General features: G+C 70.7%; 13 protein-coding genes and 5 pseudogenes. 7 read left to right on the top strand and 11 right to left on the bottom strand.

Going from position 1 to position 16,997, the window contains the following annotated elements:
- Positions 1-315: 315 nt before the first annotated feature.
- The gene (locus OG819_RS52265) at positions 316-2,646 is read right to left on the bottom strand and encodes a heavy metal translocating P-type ATPase (RefSeq protein WP_266656921.1); all 2,331 of its coding nucleotides are present in this window, start codon (positions 2,644-2,646) and stop codon (positions 316-318) included.
- A 495-nt stretch (positions 2,647-3,141) separates the two neighbouring features.
- Between OG819_RS52265 and OG819_RS52260 the strand changes: the two genes are divergently transcribed.
- A complete protein-coding gene (locus tag OG819_RS52260) occupies positions 3,142-3,432 on the top strand; it encodes an SHOCT domain-containing protein (protein ID WP_266636245.1) in 291 nt (96 codons plus the stop codon).
- A 46-nt stretch (positions 3,433-3,478) separates the two neighbouring features.
- Positions 3,479-3,814 (top strand): CBS domain-containing protein, encoded by a 336-nt coding sequence (locus tag OG819_RS52255; RefSeq protein ID WP_266657441.1) that lies wholly within the window; start codon positions 3,479-3,481, stop codon positions 3,812-3,814.
- Here OG819_RS52255 and OG819_RS52250 read toward each other — a convergent pair.
- The 5 genes and pseudogenes from OG819_RS52250 to OG819_RS52230 all read right to left on the bottom strand — a co-directional run.
- A pseudogene (locus OG819_RS52250) lies at positions 3,797-3,865 on the bottom strand (DUF190 domain-containing protein); the annotation flags it as partial. The gene OG819_RS52255 and the pseudogene OG819_RS52250 sit on opposite strands and share 18 nt — an antisense overlap.
- A 135-nt stretch (positions 3,866-4,000) precedes the next feature.
- Complete coding sequence (locus OG819_RS52245) at positions 4,001-4,189, bottom strand: hypothetical protein (protein WP_266656919.1); 189 nt, start codon at positions 4,187-4,189, stop codon at positions 4,001-4,003.
- A gap of 81 nt (positions 4,190-4,270) precedes the next feature.
- Positions 4,271-6,679, bottom strand: a complete 2,409-nt coding sequence (locus OG819_RS52240) for a bifunctional polysaccharide deacetylase/glycosyltransferase family 2 protein (RefSeq protein WP_266656917.1) — start codon at positions 6,677-6,679, stop codon at positions 4,271-4,273.
- Between the two features lie 14 nt (positions 6,680-6,693).
- Positions 6,694-7,440: a hypothetical protein gene (locus tag OG819_RS52235; RefSeq protein ID WP_266656915.1), complete on the bottom strand. Its 747-nt coding sequence runs from the start codon at positions 7,438-7,440 to the stop codon at positions 6,694-6,696.
- An 89-nt stretch (positions 7,441-7,529) separates the two neighbouring features.
- Positions 7,530-7,991, bottom strand: a complete 462-nt coding sequence (locus OG819_RS52230) for a DUF1877 family protein (protein ID WP_266656913.1) — start codon at positions 7,989-7,991, stop codon at positions 7,530-7,532.
- A 501-nt stretch (positions 7,992-8,492) separates the two neighbouring features.
- Between OG819_RS52230 and OG819_RS52225 the strand changes: the two genes are divergently transcribed.
- Entirely contained in the window at positions 8,493-9,110 is a 618-nt protein-coding gene (locus tag OG819_RS52225) for an RNA polymerase sigma factor (RefSeq protein ID WP_266636253.1), read from the top strand.
- Here the strand turns inward: OG819_RS52225 and OG819_RS59435 are convergent.
- Positions 9,097-9,168 (bottom strand): annotated as a pseudogene (locus tag OG819_RS59435) (hypothetical protein); the annotation flags it as partial. The gene OG819_RS52225 and the pseudogene OG819_RS59435 overlap by 14 nt on opposite strands.
- A gap of 289 nt (positions 9,169-9,457) precedes the next feature.
- Positions 9,458-9,691: pseudogene (locus tag OG819_RS59430) on the bottom strand (transposase family protein); the annotation flags it as partial.
- Between the two features lie 77 nt (positions 9,692-9,768).
- Here OG819_RS59430 and OG819_RS52220 point away from each other — a divergent pair.
- A pseudogene (locus OG819_RS52220) lies at positions 9,769-10,395 on the top strand (SAM-dependent methyltransferase); the annotation flags it as partial.
- 163 nt (positions 10,396-10,558) lie between these two features.
- Positions 10,559-10,708 carry a hypothetical protein gene (locus OG819_RS52215; protein WP_266636255.1) on the top strand — a complete coding sequence of 50 codons (150 nt, stop codon included), beginning with the start codon at positions 10,559-10,561 and terminating at the stop codon, positions 10,706-10,708.
- 206 nt (positions 10,709-10,914) lie between these two features.
- Here the strand turns inward: OG819_RS52215 and OG819_RS52210 are convergent, their stop codons facing one another.
- Positions 10,915-12,213, bottom strand: coding sequence for an ISAs1 family transposase (locus OG819_RS52210; RefSeq protein ID WP_266652472.1), 1,299 nt, complete (start codon positions 12,211-12,213; stop codon positions 10,915-10,917).
- A gap of 168 nt (positions 12,214-12,381) precedes the next feature.
- On the opposite strand from OG819_RS52210, the gene OG819_RS52205 reads away from it, so the two are divergent.
- Positions 12,382-13,842, top strand: a complete 1,461-nt coding sequence (locus OG819_RS52205; RefSeq protein WP_266648810.1) for an IS1380 family transposase — start codon at positions 12,382-12,384, stop codon at positions 13,840-13,842.
- 877 nt (positions 13,843-14,719) lie between these two features.
- Here OG819_RS52205 and OG819_RS52200 read toward each other — a convergent pair.
- Both OG819_RS52200 and OG819_RS52195 read right to left on the bottom strand, forming a co-directional pair.
- Positions 14,720-15,355: an ATP-binding protein gene (locus OG819_RS52200; protein WP_266636257.1), complete on the bottom strand. Its 636-nt coding sequence runs from the start codon at positions 15,353-15,355 to the stop codon at positions 14,720-14,722.
- 266 nt (positions 15,356-15,621) lie between these two features.
- Positions 15,622-16,853 (bottom strand): annotated as a pseudogene (locus tag OG819_RS52195) (IS701 family transposase).
- Between OG819_RS52195 and OG819_RS52190 the strand changes: the two are divergent.
- Entirely contained in the window at positions 16,735-16,977 is a 243-nt protein-coding gene (locus OG819_RS52190; RefSeq protein ID WP_266657478.1) for a hypothetical protein, read from the top strand. The pseudogene OG819_RS52195 and the gene OG819_RS52190 sit on opposite strands and share 119 nt — an antisense overlap.
- The last annotated feature ends 20 nt before the right edge of the window (positions 16,978-16,997 follow it).

Genomic DNA, 16,997 nt, shown 5'->3' with positions numbered 1-16,997 from the left:
ACAGCGGCTCCCTTCATGGTCTCTGTTTCCAGCGTGGACGCGGACAGGCGCCGCCACCACAGGCCGCTCGGATCCGATCAGGGCCCTTCGGCCCATGCGGGCCGGTATCGCCGCCCCGCACGCGATGCAGGTGTCGGACGGGCGGTGCTCTCCCGTCTGGAGTGGGACGCCCGCCAACCGGCCCGGTCAGAGGCGCGCCATCTCCTCAGCGATGTCCGCGACACCCACCATCGCCGCCGGCCGAGGGCTCAGGTCCTGTAGTGGCCCCCGGGCGCTGATACGGCCTGGACGGGAGAGTGCCGACCCCGATCAGCCTCACTCGGCCAGCGAGAAGTAGCTCTCCTCCTCCTGTGTGAAGTGCAGGCGGAGGACGGTGTGCAGTCCGTACAGGCAGCCGCGCAGATCGTCGAGCTGGCCGGGGGACAAGCCGCCCTCGGCGTGAGCCAGCCGCAGGTGGGTGGCGATGCGGCGGGAGAGGCGTTCGATCTCGGTGTGGGCACGGCTCATGGTGGCCATCGCCTCCGGCCCGCCGAGGGTGGGCGCGAGCGCGGGGTAGAGCTGGTGCTCTTCGGCGTACTCGTGGGGCAGCAGCCGTTCGGTGAGCAGCCGGTACGCCTCTTCGACGGCGGCCAGAGCCTGTGGGCCGGGACTGTCGGAGAGGTGGTCGGCTGCACCGTGCACCGCTTCGAGCACGTCCTGGAGGTCGTGGTGTTCCGACGCGAAGCGGTGGATGAGCGCCTCGGCGGTGGGCGTCAGCGCCGGCCGCGCGGTCTGGTCCACGCGCAGCGCGCGCAGGGCGTTGAGGATGACAGCGACGTCAATGGCCTCCTGGAGCAGAGCGCCCGGGGCAGGCGGCAGCAGGCCGAAGGCGGCCGCGGCCATCGCAGCCAGGGACATCGCCATCCCGCCCACGGCACTCTGCACGGCGATCCGCCGGGCCCGTACAGCGATGGACACGGCGTCGGCGAGCCGGTCCACGCGATCGGCGGTCAGCACGATGTCGGCGGCCTCCGAGGAGGCGGTGGAGCCGCGCGCGCCCATTGCCACACCGATGTCCGCGGCGGCCAGCGCGGGGGCGTCGTTCACACCGTCGCCCACCATGACGGTGACCGCGCGTTCGCGTTCGGCCCGTACGACGGCGACCTTGCCGGCCGGGTCTAGCCCGGCGCGGACGTCGTCCAGGCCGAGGACGGCGCCCACCTCGAGGGCCGGCTCCGCGCGGTCGCCCGTCAGCATCAGCAGTCGCTCGATGCCCGCGGCCCGCAGGTGGCGCAGGGTGCGCGGGGCGTCGTGGCGCAGGGGATCTCGGAGGAGCACCGCACCCGCCGGAGAACCGTCGACGGTCAGCCAGGCCACGGCCGCGCCGTCGAGAAGCGCCCGGTTGTCCACCGCCCTCGCCCAGGACGGGCGGGCGTCGGTCGCGTCGAAGCGGCCGACGGACACCTGGTGCCCGTCCACGATGCCCGAAGCACCCCGGCCGGGCTCCTCGGTGACATCGAACGGGACCGACAGAACCAGCTTCCGTTCGCGCGCGGTGTCGACGATCGCCTCGGCCAGGACATGGGGCGAGTACTGGTCCAGCGACGCGGCCAGCCTCAGCACCTCCGTGGGCTGCCACCCGGGTGCGGTGAGCACGTCGAGGACGTGAGGGCGGCCGCGGGTGAGGGTGCCGGTCTTGTCGAGCAGCAGGGTGCGGGCCCGCCCCAGGTTCTCCAGGGCGCCGCCGTCGCGCATGACGACTCCCTGGCGTGAGGCGCGGGAGATCCCGGAGACGATGGCCACCGGCGCGGCCAGCAGCAGCGGACAGGGGGTGGCGACCACCAGCACCGCGACCGCTCGTACCGCCGAGCCACTGAGCAGCCAGGCCAGTCCCGCCACCGCCAAGGTGAGTGGAAGGAACCAGGCCGCGTAGCGGTCGGCCAGCCGTACCACGGGGGCGGACTCGGCCCCGGCCTGCCTGGCCAGCCGCACGATTGAGGCGTACGTGCTGTCCTGCTCGGTCGCCGTGGCCCTCAGCTCGAAGGCGCCGCCTGCGTTGACCACCCCACTGCGGACGGTGCCGCCCGCCGCCCGTTCGACGTTCAAGGACTCGCCGGTGAGTACGGACTCGTCGAGGTCGGCCACGGCGCTCTCCACCCGCCCGTCGACCGGAACGACCTCGCCCGGACCCACGACGAGCAGGTCACCTACTGCGACTTCGGCCAGCGGAACCATGGCGACTCCGGCCGCTGTCCGGCGGCGCGCCGAGCGGGGCGCGTGCTCCAGAAGCGCACGCAGGTCGTGCGAGGCCCGTCGCTGGGCTGCCGCCTCCAGGGTGCGACCGGTGGCCAGCATTAGTGCGATGAGCACGCCGGCCAGGTATTCATGGACAGCGAGGGTGCCACCGAGAGCGAGAACCGCGATCAGGTCGACGCCCGTACGGCCGTGGCGGAGTGCGGTGACCACCCAACCCATCGCCGGTGGGACCGCGGCCAGGGTGCCCAGGCCCCACAGCAGGTCCGCGAGCCCCGCGTCACCGGCGAGCCAGGCGGCACCCCCTGCGGTCAGGGCCGATGCCGTGACGGCCAGGAGGGCGGGCTCCAGCCGTGGCGAGGCGACCGTCCCGGTCAGAGAGCGCAGCCGTGTGATGAAGGCGGAGCGGTTCATGGCCACCTCTGTCCGTCCGGCATTGTTGCCCGCGGTCCGGTCCCATCACATCGCGCCGGGATGGGCCCGTGGCAGGGGACGAACGGCTCTGCCGCCAGGGCCGTACAGACGTTTTTCGCGCCTCCGTGCATGGGGAGGGCGATGATCACGGCATGCGAACAACTGCGGCGAGGTGTGGTCAGGGTCGCTCGGGCCCGGTTCGACGCCGGGCACGTCGTATCCGGCCTGTCCCAGCCCCCGCGAAGGACTCCGTGATCGTCCTCGGTAACGAGCGCCCTTGCCCGCGTGACCGAGCTGCTGCTTACGGCTCATGTGCTCCCGGGGCAGCAGATCCTGTTCATCCCCCTCTCGGCGACGAGGGCCCATCGGCCCCTTGCGTTGGCCTCACCGGCTCATGACGTGCTCCACGATCCGGGCGAGCGTGAGAACCAGACACCTCGAAAGTCGCAGGCACCAGGCCCTGGCTCTCGGTGCCCTGGAGGGAGATGAGTCGCCATGTTGTTCTGGTACGACCACGGTGTCGGTGGATGGGGCTGGTTCGCCATGTCCGTCGGCATGATCCTCTTCTGGGCCCTGATTATCACCTTCGGCGTCCTCCTGTACCGCGCCCTGGCGAGGCCGAGAGGGAGCAGTGACCGTGCCGATGCCCGGCCGCCTGGGCCGTCCCCCGAGCAGTTCCTGGCAGAGCGCTTCGCCCGGGGAGAGATCGACGAGGACGAATACCACCGCCGTCTGACCGTCTTGCGGGAAACCACTGGATGCGGGCCTCGGCCCAGCCAACGCTGACCGGAAGGAGGCAGTCGTGGACGTGAGGCTGTCTGTGGGTGCCCTGATGAACGAGGCGCCGTACTCGATCAGCGAGGACGAGACGCTGTTGATGGCCTGGGAGGTAGTAGAGCGGTCCGGGCAGCGTCATCTGCCGGTGGTCCGCCACGACGGCTGCTGTGCCGGTGTGCTGGACCGCGCCGAGCTCGCCGTCGCCTGTGCGGACCCCGCACGTTGCCCTGCCGGACGTGCGCGACCTCGTGCACGGGCGCCGCACGGTCACGGTCCATCGCTCGGCCTCGGCCACTCCCACCGCGAGCGCCAGTTCCTCCGCCGCGGCCTCCTCCGCGCCGGTTCACACCTTCTTCTCCCCGCCCACGTACCGAACGATCGCCACCGGTAGATCCTCGCTCAGCGACAGCAGTCGCTCGGTGTGGATCAGGGAAGAGGCGCCGAGGCTGACCTTGTTCGGCCGAACGGACGGCACTTGTGCGAAGTGCGTGTGCCGACCGCGTCACAGGCCGAAGGCGCCGCCTTCGAACCGGCCGGCGAAGTGCCACGCCGCCACCAGCACGAGGAACACCGCGGCTTACACGGTCAGCCCGTTGGAGCCGACAGTGGCGAACACACGCACGAGGACAGGAGTGGCCGACTCGGGCAGGAAGGCAGCGCCGCAGTGCCCGGCTCGCTGGGCGAGGTACAGCGCCAGGATCAGGAGGCCGTCGGTGTTGGTGACGGCGATCAGTCCGGTTGCCCGCCCGATGACGCCCAGGTCCACGAGTGGGTGCCCTCTTCCTCGGCAGGGGTGTCCGGTGACGCCACCGGGAGCCCGTGCCGAACCCCTCACGAGACAGAACTGTCAGTACTCGTGGGTGGTGTCGTGGGGCGCGGGCCGGGGAGGCGTCACGTACGGCCATGGCTGTGGGTGAGCCTCGTGCGGCCAGGGGGCCGGGTGGGAGGGGTACAGCTCAGGGTCCGGCTGAGACGCGTACGGTCCGTGCCCCGGGACGCCTGCGTACGGTCCGGAATGGGTGACCGCCTCGTACGGTTGCGGCTGCTGAGCGGCCTCGTACGGTTCCGACGGCTCAGGGGCGGCAGTGCGGTTGTCCCCGGAGGGCTCCGCCCCCGCCGGTGCCCGCAGGCTGCCGTAGCGCTCCATGCGCTGCCAGCGGAGTCGTGAGCCCGACACGGCGGTGAAGACGGACTGGATGACCACCAGGTACATCAGCTGGCGGTAGACGAACTGCTGCAGCGGCAGGCTCCACAGCGGGCCGGGCCGCTCGCCGTCCAGGCGGAACGCGTACAGGCCCATGCCGAGTTGCAGGAGAAGGAAGGCGAGCCACAGGGCGGTGATCCGGAGTGGGTCGAGGAAGACCAGGCCGTAGACGGCGAAGACATCGACGACCGGGGCGAGCAGGGGCAGCAGGACCTGGAAGAGGAGGAGGTAGACCAGACCCCGGCGGCCCAGCTTGCCGGCGGCGCCGCGCTGGATCAGGGCGCCGCGGTGCTTCCACATCGCCTGCAGGGTGCCGTAGCACCAGCGGTACCGCTGGCGCCACAGGGCGTTCAGGGAGGCGGGTGCCTCGGTCCAGGCCACCGCGTGCTCCTCGTACACCACGCGCCAGCCGGCCTGGCACAGTGCCATGGTGAGGTCGGTGTCCTCGGCGAGGGTGACGTCACTGACGCCGCCGAGGGCGAGCAGCGCCCGGCGGCGGAAGGCGCCGACCGCGCCGGGCACGGTCGGCATGCACTCGGCGAGGTCGAACAGGCGGCGGTCGAGGTTGAAGCCGACCACGTACTCGATGTGCTGCCAACGGCCCAGCAGGCCGCCGCGGTTGACGACCTTCGCGTTGCCCGAGACGGCACCCACGCGCGGGTCGGCGAAGGGCTGCACGATCGTGCGGACGGTGTCGGGTTCGAAGACCGTGTCGCCGTCGACCATGACCACCAGGTCGCAGGAGGCCGCGGCGAGCCCGGTGTTGAGCGCGGCCGGCTTGCCCGCGTTCTCCTGCCGGATCACCCGCACCCCGGGCAGGCGGAGGGACTCCACCAGGTCGGCGGTGCCGTCGGTGGAGCCGTCGTCCACCACAATGATCTCGACCGGATGGTCCGAGGCGACCAGGGAGCGTACGGCCGCCTCGATTCCGGCGCTCTCGTTGTACGCCGGGACGATGACGCTGACCCGTTCGGTCACCGGCGGCCCCCACGACCTGCCCCGGCGCCCCTTGCGCAGCCGCCGGTGCCGGCGGGCCGCGAACACCATGACCACCGCACGCAGCACACTGATCACTCCGGCCGCGAACATCAGCACACCCAGCAGCCACACGACCCAGTCGCCGGCCTGCAACACCGTGACGAGGGCCATCCCCTGGAGGTGCTCGCCCAGTCCGGCAGGCTGGACGGGGCCGGCCATGCCGACGGCGGCGCCGACCGTCGCGAACCGGAAGCCCCGGGCCTTGAGCCGGGGGATCAGGGTGTTCAGCGCGGCGACGGTCTGGGAGCGGTCGCCGCCGCCGTCGTGCATCAGCAGGATCTGTCCGGCGCGGCCGTGCGGGGTCGCGTTCGCGACGATGCGGTCCGTGCCGGGGCGCTGCCAGTCCTCGGCGTCCTGGGTGGAGAGCACCGTGACGTAGCCCGCCGCGCCAGCCTGCTTCAGGACCGACCAGTCGGCGTCGTTCAGCGCGTCGTTCTCCGAGGAGTACGGCGGCCTCAGCAGCGCGGTGGTGACCCCGGCCGCGCCGGCCACCGCGAGCTGGGTCTCGCGCAGTTCCAGCGAGCGCTGCCACGGGGCGAGGCGGGACAGGTCGGGATGGGTGAAGGTGTGGATGCCGATCTCGTGGCCGTCGGCGACGATCCGGCGGACCAGTTCGGGGTGGTCCACGACCTCGGTGCCGACGACGAAGAAGGTCGCCTGCACATGGTTGCGGCGCAGCACGTCGAGGATGCGCGGCGTCCAGACGGGGTTGGGGCCGTCGTCGAAGGTGAGGGCGATGGTGCCGGCCTTCGGGCGGGCGGTGTGCGGGGCGCCGGCGGCGTCCGCGATCACGGGGCCGCCGTGGGTCACCCGGCCGGGCACCGCCTCGGCGCGACCCCGGGGGCCGGTCACGTCGTCCGAGGTGATCCCGAACATGTGGTGGGTGTAGCCCTGCAGCAGCAGGGCGGCCGACAGGGTCACCACGAGCACACACAACAGCAGCCAATGGGCGCGGGGGGTGATCTGGCGGGTACGGCTGCGGCGGCGAGGAGCGGTGCGGCGGCGATCGGTCACGTGAGGGCCTTGGATCACTTCACGGGCTTGTGGGACGTCCCGAGGGCGCGCCCCTGGGAGGAGGGGGTCGGGGTCGGGCTGGCGGTGGCCGTCGGAGAAGTGGCCCCGGTGGGCGCCGCGGTGGGCCCGGACGTGGTAACGGGGGCGGTCGAGGCTGTCGGCCGCACTGGCCAGGAGGTCCGCTGCGCCGTGGGACCGGACTTGTCGTGCGCCGCGGCGGAGCTCGCGCTCCCTGCCGAGTGGCCGGTGCCGGACGGGGAGTCGGAGGCGGTCACGCGGGGCGCGGCCCGGTGTGTGGTGTCCGGCTGCGGGACGAACGGAGCGCTGATGCCGGGGCCGCCCAGCACGGTGCTGATCAGCAGGGCGACATAGCCCCCGGCGGGGATCACCAGCAGCCGGGCGACTCGCAGCACGAGGCGCTGGCGTCGCCCGGAGGAGTCCACGAAGACCGGCCGCATCGGTCCGTTCCCCGGCGTACCAGGGTCCGGCTCGGATTCGGGCGCCGGCACCGGCACGAAGGGGACGGGCTGCGTGTCGGTCTCCGGGGCCGACACGGTGAGGACGTCGCCATGGGCGGCGTCCCACGCCGTCGGGTGGGGCTGCGTCCACTGCGCAAGCTGCACCGGGTCCCGGGTCAGCGCGGACGTGTCGACGCTGTACCCCTCATGGCCGTACCCGTCGTGACCGTAGGCATACGCGTACCCAGCGCCACCGTACGGATCCTCGCCGTACGCTTCGCCGCTGGCGTTCGTCCACTGCACGAGTCGTGCCCCCCTGTCCCGGCCGACCGACGCGGCCGCCCGCATAGACAGAGCGCGGCGGGCCGAAACTGTTACACCTCACGCACACCTCATGCCTCGGACAGCCACTTCACCACCGCGTCTCCGCACTCGGCCGTGTGCACGTAGAACGCCCTCAGTTCCCGGTGCGCCGCAGCGAAGGCGTCCCACGTCTCGGGCTCCGCGATCACGCCGACATAGCGCGGCAGCAGTTCGTCCCGGGCGGCATCCCACAGCGCCTCGAAGTCGGCCATCGCGAGGAACCCGGCCACTTGGCGGGCCTGGGCCGCCGTCAGCACCAGGAGCGGCGTCTTGCGCCGGTCGGCACGGAACACCGGCCAGCCGCCGAGCACCACCTGGATCCGGGGCCGGCTCCCGGAAAGAAAATACGGGGGAGCGCTGGCGTAGATGCGCTCCAGGTCCCGGCAGTGTCGGACGGTCTCCGCGTCGCCCTCGAAAAGCCGTTCCAGCCATATCGCGCTGTTGCGCAGTGCCGGAGGCGGCACCGCGCGCAGACGGAGGTGCGCACTCATGCCAGAAGGAGCGCACGGGGGCACCTGAGCATCACGCGGGGCGGACGGAACCGGGGTGCGGATCGGACGCCGCCGGTCCCATGAGGGGTGCCTCGGGACCGGGACCCCGTTCAGTGGTCGAGGCCCCGGCCCCGTCCCTCTCCGCGCCGCCCACGGGGGGAGTCACGAACGGCACGGAGAGAGGTCCGGGGTGCGCTGCGGCGCTGGCGTCGGCGGAGCGGTCGCTCTTGGCCTGCCCTGCAGTGAACCCACATTCCCCCAGCGCACAGGCCGCACGAAACGTCACCCGGCCCGGACCGCACCGATGGCGCTCCGTCCTACACGCATATGTGCGCCGGATCCAGCGGCCGGGGCACGGGGACACCGGCGAGAACGTGGAGGCCGCCTGATGCGTTGTGACACTTCCGTGACGACGGACGCTGAACATCATGGGGTCGTCGATGCGACCGGAGCGCGGCGGACGGCAGTACTCGCTACGAACCGGCGCGAACGAGGACAATCTTGGGCCAGGTACGGCAACCCCAACGCGCACAGGCGCGCGACGGGGAACTGGGCGCGGCGATCGCACAGGCCCAGGACGGCGACGAGACCGCCTTCGCGATCGCCTACCGGATCGTCCAGCCCGGCCTGCTCGGCTACCTGCGCGGCATCGTCGGCGACGACGCGGAAGACGTGGCGTCCGACGCCTGGCTGGAGATAGCCCGCGACCTCGGGCGCTTCAAGGGCGACGGCGCCGGCTTCCGCGGCTGGACCGCGACCATCGCCCGGCACCGGGCACTGGACCACCTGCGCCGCCAACGCGTGCGGCCCCAGGCCGGCGGCACCGACCAGGACGTACTGGATCTGGCCGGCCCGCACAATACTCATGAGCAGGCTCTGGAGTTCCTCTCCACCGAGCGGGCCCTGGAGCTGATCCGCGGACTGCCCCGGGACCAGGCCGAGGCCGTGCTCCTGCGGGTCATCGTCGGCCTGGACGGTCCCGCCGCCGCACGCGTCCTCGGCAAGCGCCCGGGAGCGGTGCGGCACGCGCTCCACCGACCGCAGGGGCCTGGGCGAAGCCCCCGGCCCCGTCCCGGCAGACCGCCTCGATGCCGGGGTGGGCCTTCAGCCAGGCGATGACCGTCTGTGTCTTCCGGTCCGGCAGTACCTCGACACGCTCGCCGGTCTGGGCGTCGATCAGGATGGTGGCGTAGCGGTGCCCCTTGCGCAGGGCGAACTCGTCGAGCCCAGGACCCGCGGAGCCGATCGGGCAGGCACCGTTATGCGCATCAGGCAGTTCAGCACGCTTGCCCAGGACAGGACGTGGTGCAGCACGTCCAGCAGGCGGGCTCCGGCCGATCCGGCCAGCGCCACGGCGACCGCGTCGACCACCTTCTGCAGGGCTGGAGTGCGGCGCTGTAACGTCGGGTCAGCCCCGCGTCCTGCTCGACGAAGGTGGTCTTCTCGCAGGCGGAGTTCTCGCAGTACAGGCGTCGCACCGGTAAGTCGATCACGACCGAGCGCCCGCCCACCGCCTCATCCGCGACATGCCGCACGTCACGCGAATGCACCCAGTCCGACGCCTGCCCGCACCCCGGACATGCTGCCGGGGTGTCATCCCTGTCCGGGCCGTGATCCGCAGCAAGTTCGCGTTGGCCTCCACGCGCTCGACCTGCACCGTGGCCAGATTCGGTATCAGGTCCCCCACCGCGACAAGACACACAGCCAGCCTGGCACCGTCAACCGGCCGACGCCACAGGCAAGTTGAAGCGATCACCGGCTACGAAAATCTTGTGAGAGCCGTTCGTTTGACAGACCTTATCTCGTCTCCGAGGCAGGTATCCGGCAGTTCCTGGATGTCGGTACCGGGCCTCCGACCGCGCAGAACACCCACGAGGTCGCCCAGGGGCTCGCTCCCGAGGCGCGGATCGTCTACGCCGACAACGATCCGATGGTGCTCGCCCACGCCCGTGCGCTGCTCTACTCCACCGACGAGGGCGCGACCGCCTACATCGACGCCAACGTGACGGACCCGGATCGCATTCTTGACGTCGCCGCCAAGACGCTGGACTTCGGTCGTCCCACCGCGCTCATCCTCAGCAACATCCTGGGTCATGTCGCCGACTACGATCAGGCCCGTTCCATCGTCACCCGGCTTATGGGCGCCCTGCCCTCGGGCAGTTACCTCTCCATCAATGATGGGTCGCGTGGCATCGACCCGGTCTTCGAGCAGGCCCAGGACGCCTACAACAACAGCGGCGCCGTTCCGTACAACCTGCGCTCCATTGATGAGATCACCGCGTTCTTCGACGGTCTGGAGCTTGTCGAGCCCGGTGTCGTCTCGGTGACGCAGTGGCGTCCGGAGCCCGGTTCGGACGCCACTGAGGTCACCGCCGAGCACGGTGGACTTGCGCGTAAGCCGTAACGACAGGAGCGGCGCGGTCAGGCCGAAGGTACCGGGTCGACCTTGCCGGAGGCGGTGGTGCGGTCTTCCGGGGGCGGCGCCACCGCCGTACCGTTCGCTGCGCCTGCTGGCATGGGCTGATGTGGGCGATGTCGAGCGCGCTGCACGCCATGCTCAGGCCGAGATGGAACGTCAGGAAGAACAGCACCAGGCGGCGGCGCACGCGGAACACGCTGTGGTCTCACGGGGCAGCTGGTGCTGGAACGGCGTCTGCGCCGCAACGCTCGGCCAGGTGCCGACGGGCCGGGTCGGACAGTTGGCCAAGGACACCTGAACGGCGGCCTGCACCATCGAACCCTGTGCCCGGCGACGGGCCAGGAACGGCCGTGCAGTATCGGCGGCCTTCCGCCCTTCCCTTCCCATGGCGACCTCGCACGGCAGGAGATCAGTCGGTACGCGGCGCCTGCCGCACGCAAGCCGTGTACGTCCGCAGCCACGGCCCCGGCGTTGTTCGGTTGTGTCCGGCTTCGTGGTAGTTGATCAGATGCCGTAGACGGCGAAGGCGTCGTTGTGGTTGAGGAGATCGCGGCGGGCGTGGGCGATGTTGGCTCGTCCGGCCAGGCGGAGCGTGCTGATGCCCAGGTTGCGGAAGCTGGCCAGTGCTCGGGGTGCGGTGCCGGTCCTGACCTGGGAGTTGTCCTCATGGAAGGTGACGTCCCGCACCCAGTGGATCTTGTTTTCTATGGACCAGTGGACCCTCTCGTAGTGGTTGAGGTGAGCGGGGCCTGCGAGGTGGGCGGGCAGGCTGGTGACGCCGAAGACGATCTCCTTCCCGGTCCAGGTTCCGTCGAGGCCGCCGGTGTCACGGCGCAGGCGGAAGACCTGTCCCGCGCCGGGGAAGAGGGCGTCGTCGGCTTGGGCGGTGCGGATCGTGCGACGCTCGGTGCGCCCGTGCCCACGGTCGTCCTCGGCCTCGGTGGTCTCGGTCCACTCGGCGTCGGTACCGGCCAGCAGCGCCTGGGCGGCGGCGCGGGCCAGCGGCTGGTTCCCCTTCAGGATCAGGACGTAGTGGGCGTCGAGCCGGTCCGTGATCAGGTGGGCGGTCTTCTTCGTGGTGTGCAGGGCGTCCAGGGTGAACACCCGGCCGGACAAGGCGAGTTGGGCCAGCAGCATGCGGGCCGCCTCGCCCTCGCCGCGCTTGTCCGGAACCTGCCTCTGGCCGAGGACCGCGCCGCTGGCGTGGTCGACCGCCCCGACCAGGAAGACCCGCCCCGATTCGGTGCGGGCGCCGGTCAGGGCCTTGCCGTCGAGAGCCGCAGCGGGCAGCAGCCCGGCCGGCGCCGGGTGTTCCACGGCCCGCTGGGCGGCGCGGCGCTGTTCGCGCTCGATGGGCCCCGGGGTGTCCGGGACCTCGGGCGTCGGTGCCTTTCCGGTCGCGACGTCGGCGACGTATGCGCAGGTCGCCGCGTCCAGCACGTCGGCATCCAGGTCGGCGAGCACGCGGCGGAAGGTGCGCTCGCTGGGCACAAGGTACTGGCCGGCCAGCGGGTCGTACCGGGCGCCGAGGCGGGCCAGTTTGACCTGCGGGGCGCGGGCGGACCACTGCCAGATCGCGGTCATGGAGTCACCACCGACCACCAGCGTCGCGCACGCGGCCAGCACCAGGATCACCACCAGGGGATGCCGCCGCCCACGCTCCGCACGCCGGTCAGGGACCTGCCGCAACCTGCTGACCAGCGCGGATTCCACTGCCACAGGGTCGGCGGCGAGCTCGGCCTCCCACAGCGCGAGATCGGTGAGCTGGCCAAGGACAGGGCTGATCAGGGAGGATGCGGACACGAGCGCGGCTCCTGAGACGATCTTCTGGCGTAGGAACCTGAAAGATCATCAGCCTCATGTATTCAGCTATGAAAGTGATCTGACGTCCCGGCAGAAGAAGGGTGCCTCCCACCTGCGATGATCTGACTGCTGAGATCAAGAACGTCGCGGAGAAGAGGCACCCAACAGGTGCAGGTTACCGAATGGGATCACCGGCTTGCCGTGCGGGCCGACGGCAAGAACCTGATCGGCCACGCGGGCGTGGTGCTGCTGCGGAAGGTCGCCGACCGCGTCGGCCTGGCCGCCGCGCTGAGTGCGGCGTTGCCGAAGGGCACCGGGCCGGGCTGGCGGGACCGGGGCATGGCGCTGGTCCAGCTGGCCTGTGCGATCGTGCTCGGCGCGACGAACGTCCTGGAGGCCGAGCAACTCCAGTACCACTGGCGTGCGGTGTTCCCGCGCCCGGTTTCGGACAGCACCCTGCGCCGCGCCCTGGCCGCGATCGACGCCCCGGTCGCGGCCAGGGTGGAACGCGCCCGTGCCGCGATACGCCGCGTGGTGTGGACGCTGCTCGCCCTGCGGCCCGGCGGTTTCCCCTGGATCTCGGTGTGCGGCCGGGAGCTGACCGGCTGGTACGTCCTGGACCTGGATGCGACCATCGTGACCTGCACCAGCCGCAAGGAAGGCGCGGCGGGCACCTTCAAGGGGACCTTCGGTCACATGCCGCTGGGGGCGTGGGTGGCCAACACCCGTGAGTGCGTCGCCATGCTGCTGCGGCCCGGCAACGCGCCACCGAACGATGTCGCCGACCACAAGAGCGTCCTGGCCTCGGCGTTTCGGCAGCTCCCGCTCCCGCTGTGGTCGAAGCTGCTGGTGCGGATCGACGGCGCGGCCTTCAGCCACGAGGTCCTGGACCATCTCCAGAGTCTGACCACCAGCCGGCGCCGGGTGCGCTGGGTGACCGGCTGGGCCATCAACGCCACGGACGAGCGGGCCATCGCGCTGCTGCCCGAGAACGTGTGGACGGCCGCACTGCGGCAGGACGGCCAACTCCACGAGATCAAGGGACCCGATGGGGAATGGGTGTCCTACCAGGTCGCCGAGCTGACCGGGGTCCGTGACCTGACCGGCTGGCCGGCCGGGATGCGGCTGATCGTGCGCCGGGTCAAGCCCTCGCGGCGGGATACGAAGAAGCTGACCGCGTTCGAGAAGCGCACCGGCTGGCGCTACCAGATCGTCGCCACGAACATCCCCGCCCGCCAAGGGCTCTCCGGGGCCCCGGGCTCCGGGCAGGTGTGGTTCGTCGACGCCCTCTACCGTGATCACGCCGAGGTCGAGGACCGTGTCAAAGCGATCAAGCGGGTCGGCCTCGGGCTGCTGCCCTCGAAGTCCTGGCAGCTCAACATGGCCTGGGTGCTGGCCGCCACGCTCGCCGCCGACCTCGACGCCTGGACCCGGCTCCTCCTCCTGCACGACGAGCCCGCACTCGCCGCCGCCGAACCGGAGACGATCCGCAGGAAGCTGTACCACCTGCCCGCCCGGCTCACCTCCCACGCCCGCCGGCGCACCCTGCACCTCGACCGCACCTGGCCCTGGGGGGCAGCGTTCGCCACCGCCTGGCAGCGCGCTCACCAGCTTCCGGCCCTCACCTGACGGCCGGCCACCACCCGACAACAACGAGAGGACCGCACCACCCTCGGGCCCGTGGAACCCGACGCCCCGCAGCGTCACGCGACGGCCAGTCCCGACACGGCACGGGACATATCAGGCAGTCAGCCGCTCACACTGCCGCCGCCAGCCCTCGGAAGAATCGAGGTCAGAGGCCGCGCTCGTCTGGCAACTCACACCCCTCCCCCTGGGCAAACGACCCAAAACCCATCAAAGATCAACTACGCCGGGGCCGTGCGTCCGCAGCGACGCTCGCTCGGGCGTCGCAGCCGCTCTGGAGCTGCGCGCGCATTCTCCTCTTTGTTGTATATACGAGATATCCGCACCATTGGCAACTACCGAGAAAAGGGCCAGCGCCAGGAGGAGGAAGAGCATTCCGCAAGGGAGGAAACCCAAAAAGTGCCTGCGTAAAGATTCCCCTGCTCCCCTGCCGCATTCAGCTCTGTCATCGGGCACGGGCAGGGGCTGCCGCCACGGCGTGGAGATATCAATTCTCGGAGCGGTCCGGCGAAGCTGCCCCGCGGAAGCCTCGGCTTCCGCGTTGTCCCGCGCGGAAACGGCGAGAAGACGGAAAGGAGCAGAGGACCAGAGTTCGATGCACACCACGGGTCGGCGAGGCCGAATGGCCACGAAGTCCTTCCCGGCCTGATGGCGGCGCGTACCGACGCACAAGGCATCGGGGACGCAGGTGCCGCGCTCGTGTGTTCCACTCAGAGCACGCCACCAGTCGGACTCGACGGTCACCCGGCGTACGGCCGTCAACGGCACGCGCACGTCGTCGCCCCGGCGGGCGGCTGCTCTCTCCCACCACGCCAGGCGTATGACTACTTGGCCATCCTCGACGACTACGTGTGCCATCGTGTCAGCGCCTCCCCTCCACTTCATTCCGGGAGCGGCCCGACGCGCTGCACAGGACACGTGCTTCCCGTTGTGTGGTCCGCCCCGTCGGCACACCCGCTCTGCCCCTGTGACGTGGACGCCGCTCGGCCTCAACGGGCGGCTTGCCGCAGAGACCGTCAAGCCGTCCTGGGGCGGCGAACCGAAGGCAGGCCGCAGTGGTGAGGTCGGCCCAGTGGGTGACGCGGTCGCGTTCCTGGTCGTAGCCGTGAGCGGCGGTGACGAGGTCGATGATGTGCAGTCCTCGGCCGTGCTCGCCGTCGGTGCAGCTCGCTGCCCAGTCGCCCTGTGTGGCGGCAGGGCCGCCGTCGGTGACTTCCACCCGCACCCGTCCGGAGTCCGGGTCGTGCTGCAGATGCAGGGCTGCTGGCGGTCGCGCGTGTTCGACGGCGTTGGTGACCAGTTCGGACACCACAAGCAGCACGCTTTCGGCGACCTCCGGGGCTACCCGCCATTCTCGCAGGACCTCTTCGGTGATCTTCCGTGCGTGTGCCGCTGCCCCCGGTCCGTGTGCCAGTATCCAGGTTCCGTCATCCGCCGACACGCCCGGGGCCCCGGCCTGCCGCCCGGGAAGAACTCCGGTGTCGACGATGGCTTCCATCGCCTTCTCCTTCCTTTCTTCTGATCGTTTTCAGACTTCCTGCTCTCGTATCAGGGAAACGTTTGTTGACCGGTCGTTGTTTCAAGCGGATCGAGAATCGGTAAGCGGACTCCGATCGGTGTCTTCGGCATTGAGGAGAATCCGCCCCCGAACCCGTCCAGGCGGCGGTCATCAACGGCGACTTCAGCCAGCCGGCCTTCACCGCCGACACCGACACCAGCCAGGTCAAACACGGCAGCTGTAGTTCGTGACTCGTGAGGTTCCTGTCATGCGATGGCCACTGCTGTGACGTTGTTCCAGCGGCGGTGGCAGGCCGTCGCGCGATGCTGGTGTCGGCGACGCCAGTTCGACCAGCGCAGGGCGTGTGCCGGATCGGTGTCCTGGCGGGGCCTTGGCAGGGCGAAGACCCGCAATAGCGCGAGGAGTTCGCGCGGGCTGACGGGCACCATGGCCAACTCGTCGTCGGAGTTGGCGGGGTGGGCGCGTTGCCGCTCGTGGAGGGCGCCGACGGCCAGAAGTGCGTAGGCGATCATTGACATGAGGCTCCAGCGGTGCCAGGACGTCCAGCAGGTGACCTGGCCGGTGTCGAGGTGGGCCAGGCCCTTGGCTCCCTGGAAGTCCTCCTCGACCCGCCACCTGCGGCAGACCGCGCTGACCAGCACCGATATCGGCTGCGGGTCGGGGTGCCAGGTCCGGTAGAAGGAAAGGGTGCCGGTGCGGCGGTGGCGTCGGACCAGGACCTGGCTGTGCCCGGCGGCCTGTCCGGGCGGCGCATCGTCGGGGTTCACGTCGATCATCGCCCAGTCGTAGAGCCGCTCGGCCTTGGTGCCATGGCCGGTCCTCAGCCGCATCCAGGCCCGCTTCGGCACCCGCTCCAGCAGCGCGGTGACCTTCTTCTTCCCGGCGCCCGGGGTGGTGACCCGGTGGCTGGTGGGTACCGCGATCGCGTAGCCGTAGCCCAGCGCACGGATCCGCGCACGCAACTCCCGTCCACCGTAGACCTCGTCGGCGGCCACCCACGCGGTGTGCACCCCCGAGGCGTGGGCGTCCTCCAGCATGTCGCCGGCCAGTTGCGGCTTGGTGGCGAACACCTCTCGTCGGGCACCCCGACCAGCTCACGGCGCTCGTCGTCCGCCGCCCATGCCTCGCCCAGGTACAGCCGACGGTCGACCAGCGCGTGCCCCTCGGCACTCACGTAGGAGAGGTGTACCGCGACCTGGCACAGCCCGATCCCGCCCAGCGCCCCGGAGTACTGCCGGGCCGCGCCGACCGCGTCGAGGGACGACTTCTCATCGCCCGTCTCGTCCACCACCAACATCACCTCCCTCTCGCCGAGTTGCTCCACCGTCCAGGCCGCGACCGACCGGCGGACTGCCTCGGTGTCGAAGCGGGCCCTCGACAAGAAGTGCTGCAGGACATGCGGACCGCTGTGGCCGATCGCCTCGGCCAACGACCAGCAGTTCGCCGATTCCTTGACCATCAGCAGCCCAGAGACCATGTTCCGGCAGGTCAGCCGGGTCTCCCGGCGCGGGAAGCAGCTCGCGAACCGGCCCATCAACCCCTCGAACAACCCGTCCCACCCGGCGTGTACTACCGTGGCCTGCGCGGCCACCGCTTCTTGATTCTTCGTCACACAAGATCA

The sequence above is a fragment of the Streptomyces sp. NBC_01549 genome, from assembly GCF_026339955.1.
GTDB lineage: Bacteria > Actinomycetota > Actinomycetes > Streptomycetales > Streptomycetaceae > Streptomyces.
Note: the sequence above shows the minus strand (reverse complement) of the source record. Positions and strands in the feature narration are given on the sequence as shown.

Coding starts and splice junctions, on each gene's coding strand:
- OG819_RS52215 (WP_266636255.1), top strand. CDS start 10,559: ATGGAACGTCAGGAAGAACAGCACCAGGCGGCGGCGCACGCGGAACAC.
- OG819_RS52260 (WP_266636245.1), top strand. CDS start 3,142: ATGTTGTTCTGGTACGACCACGGTGTCGGTGGATGGGGCTGGTTCGCC.
- OG819_RS52200 (WP_266636257.1), bottom strand. CDS start 15,355: ATGGAAGCCATCGTCGACACCGGAGTTCTTCCCGGGCGGCAGGCCGGG.
- OG819_RS52255 (WP_266657441.1), top strand. CDS start 3,479: ATGAACGAGGCGCCGTACTCGATCAGCGAGGACGAGACGCTGTTGATG.
- OG819_RS52265 (WP_266656921.1), bottom strand. CDS start 2,646: ATGAACCGCTCCGCCTTCATCACACGGCTGCGCTCTCTGACCGGGACG.
- OG819_RS52230 (WP_266656913.1), bottom strand. CDS start 7,991: ATGAGTGCGCACCTCCGTCTGCGCGCGGTGCCGCCTCCGGCACTGCGC.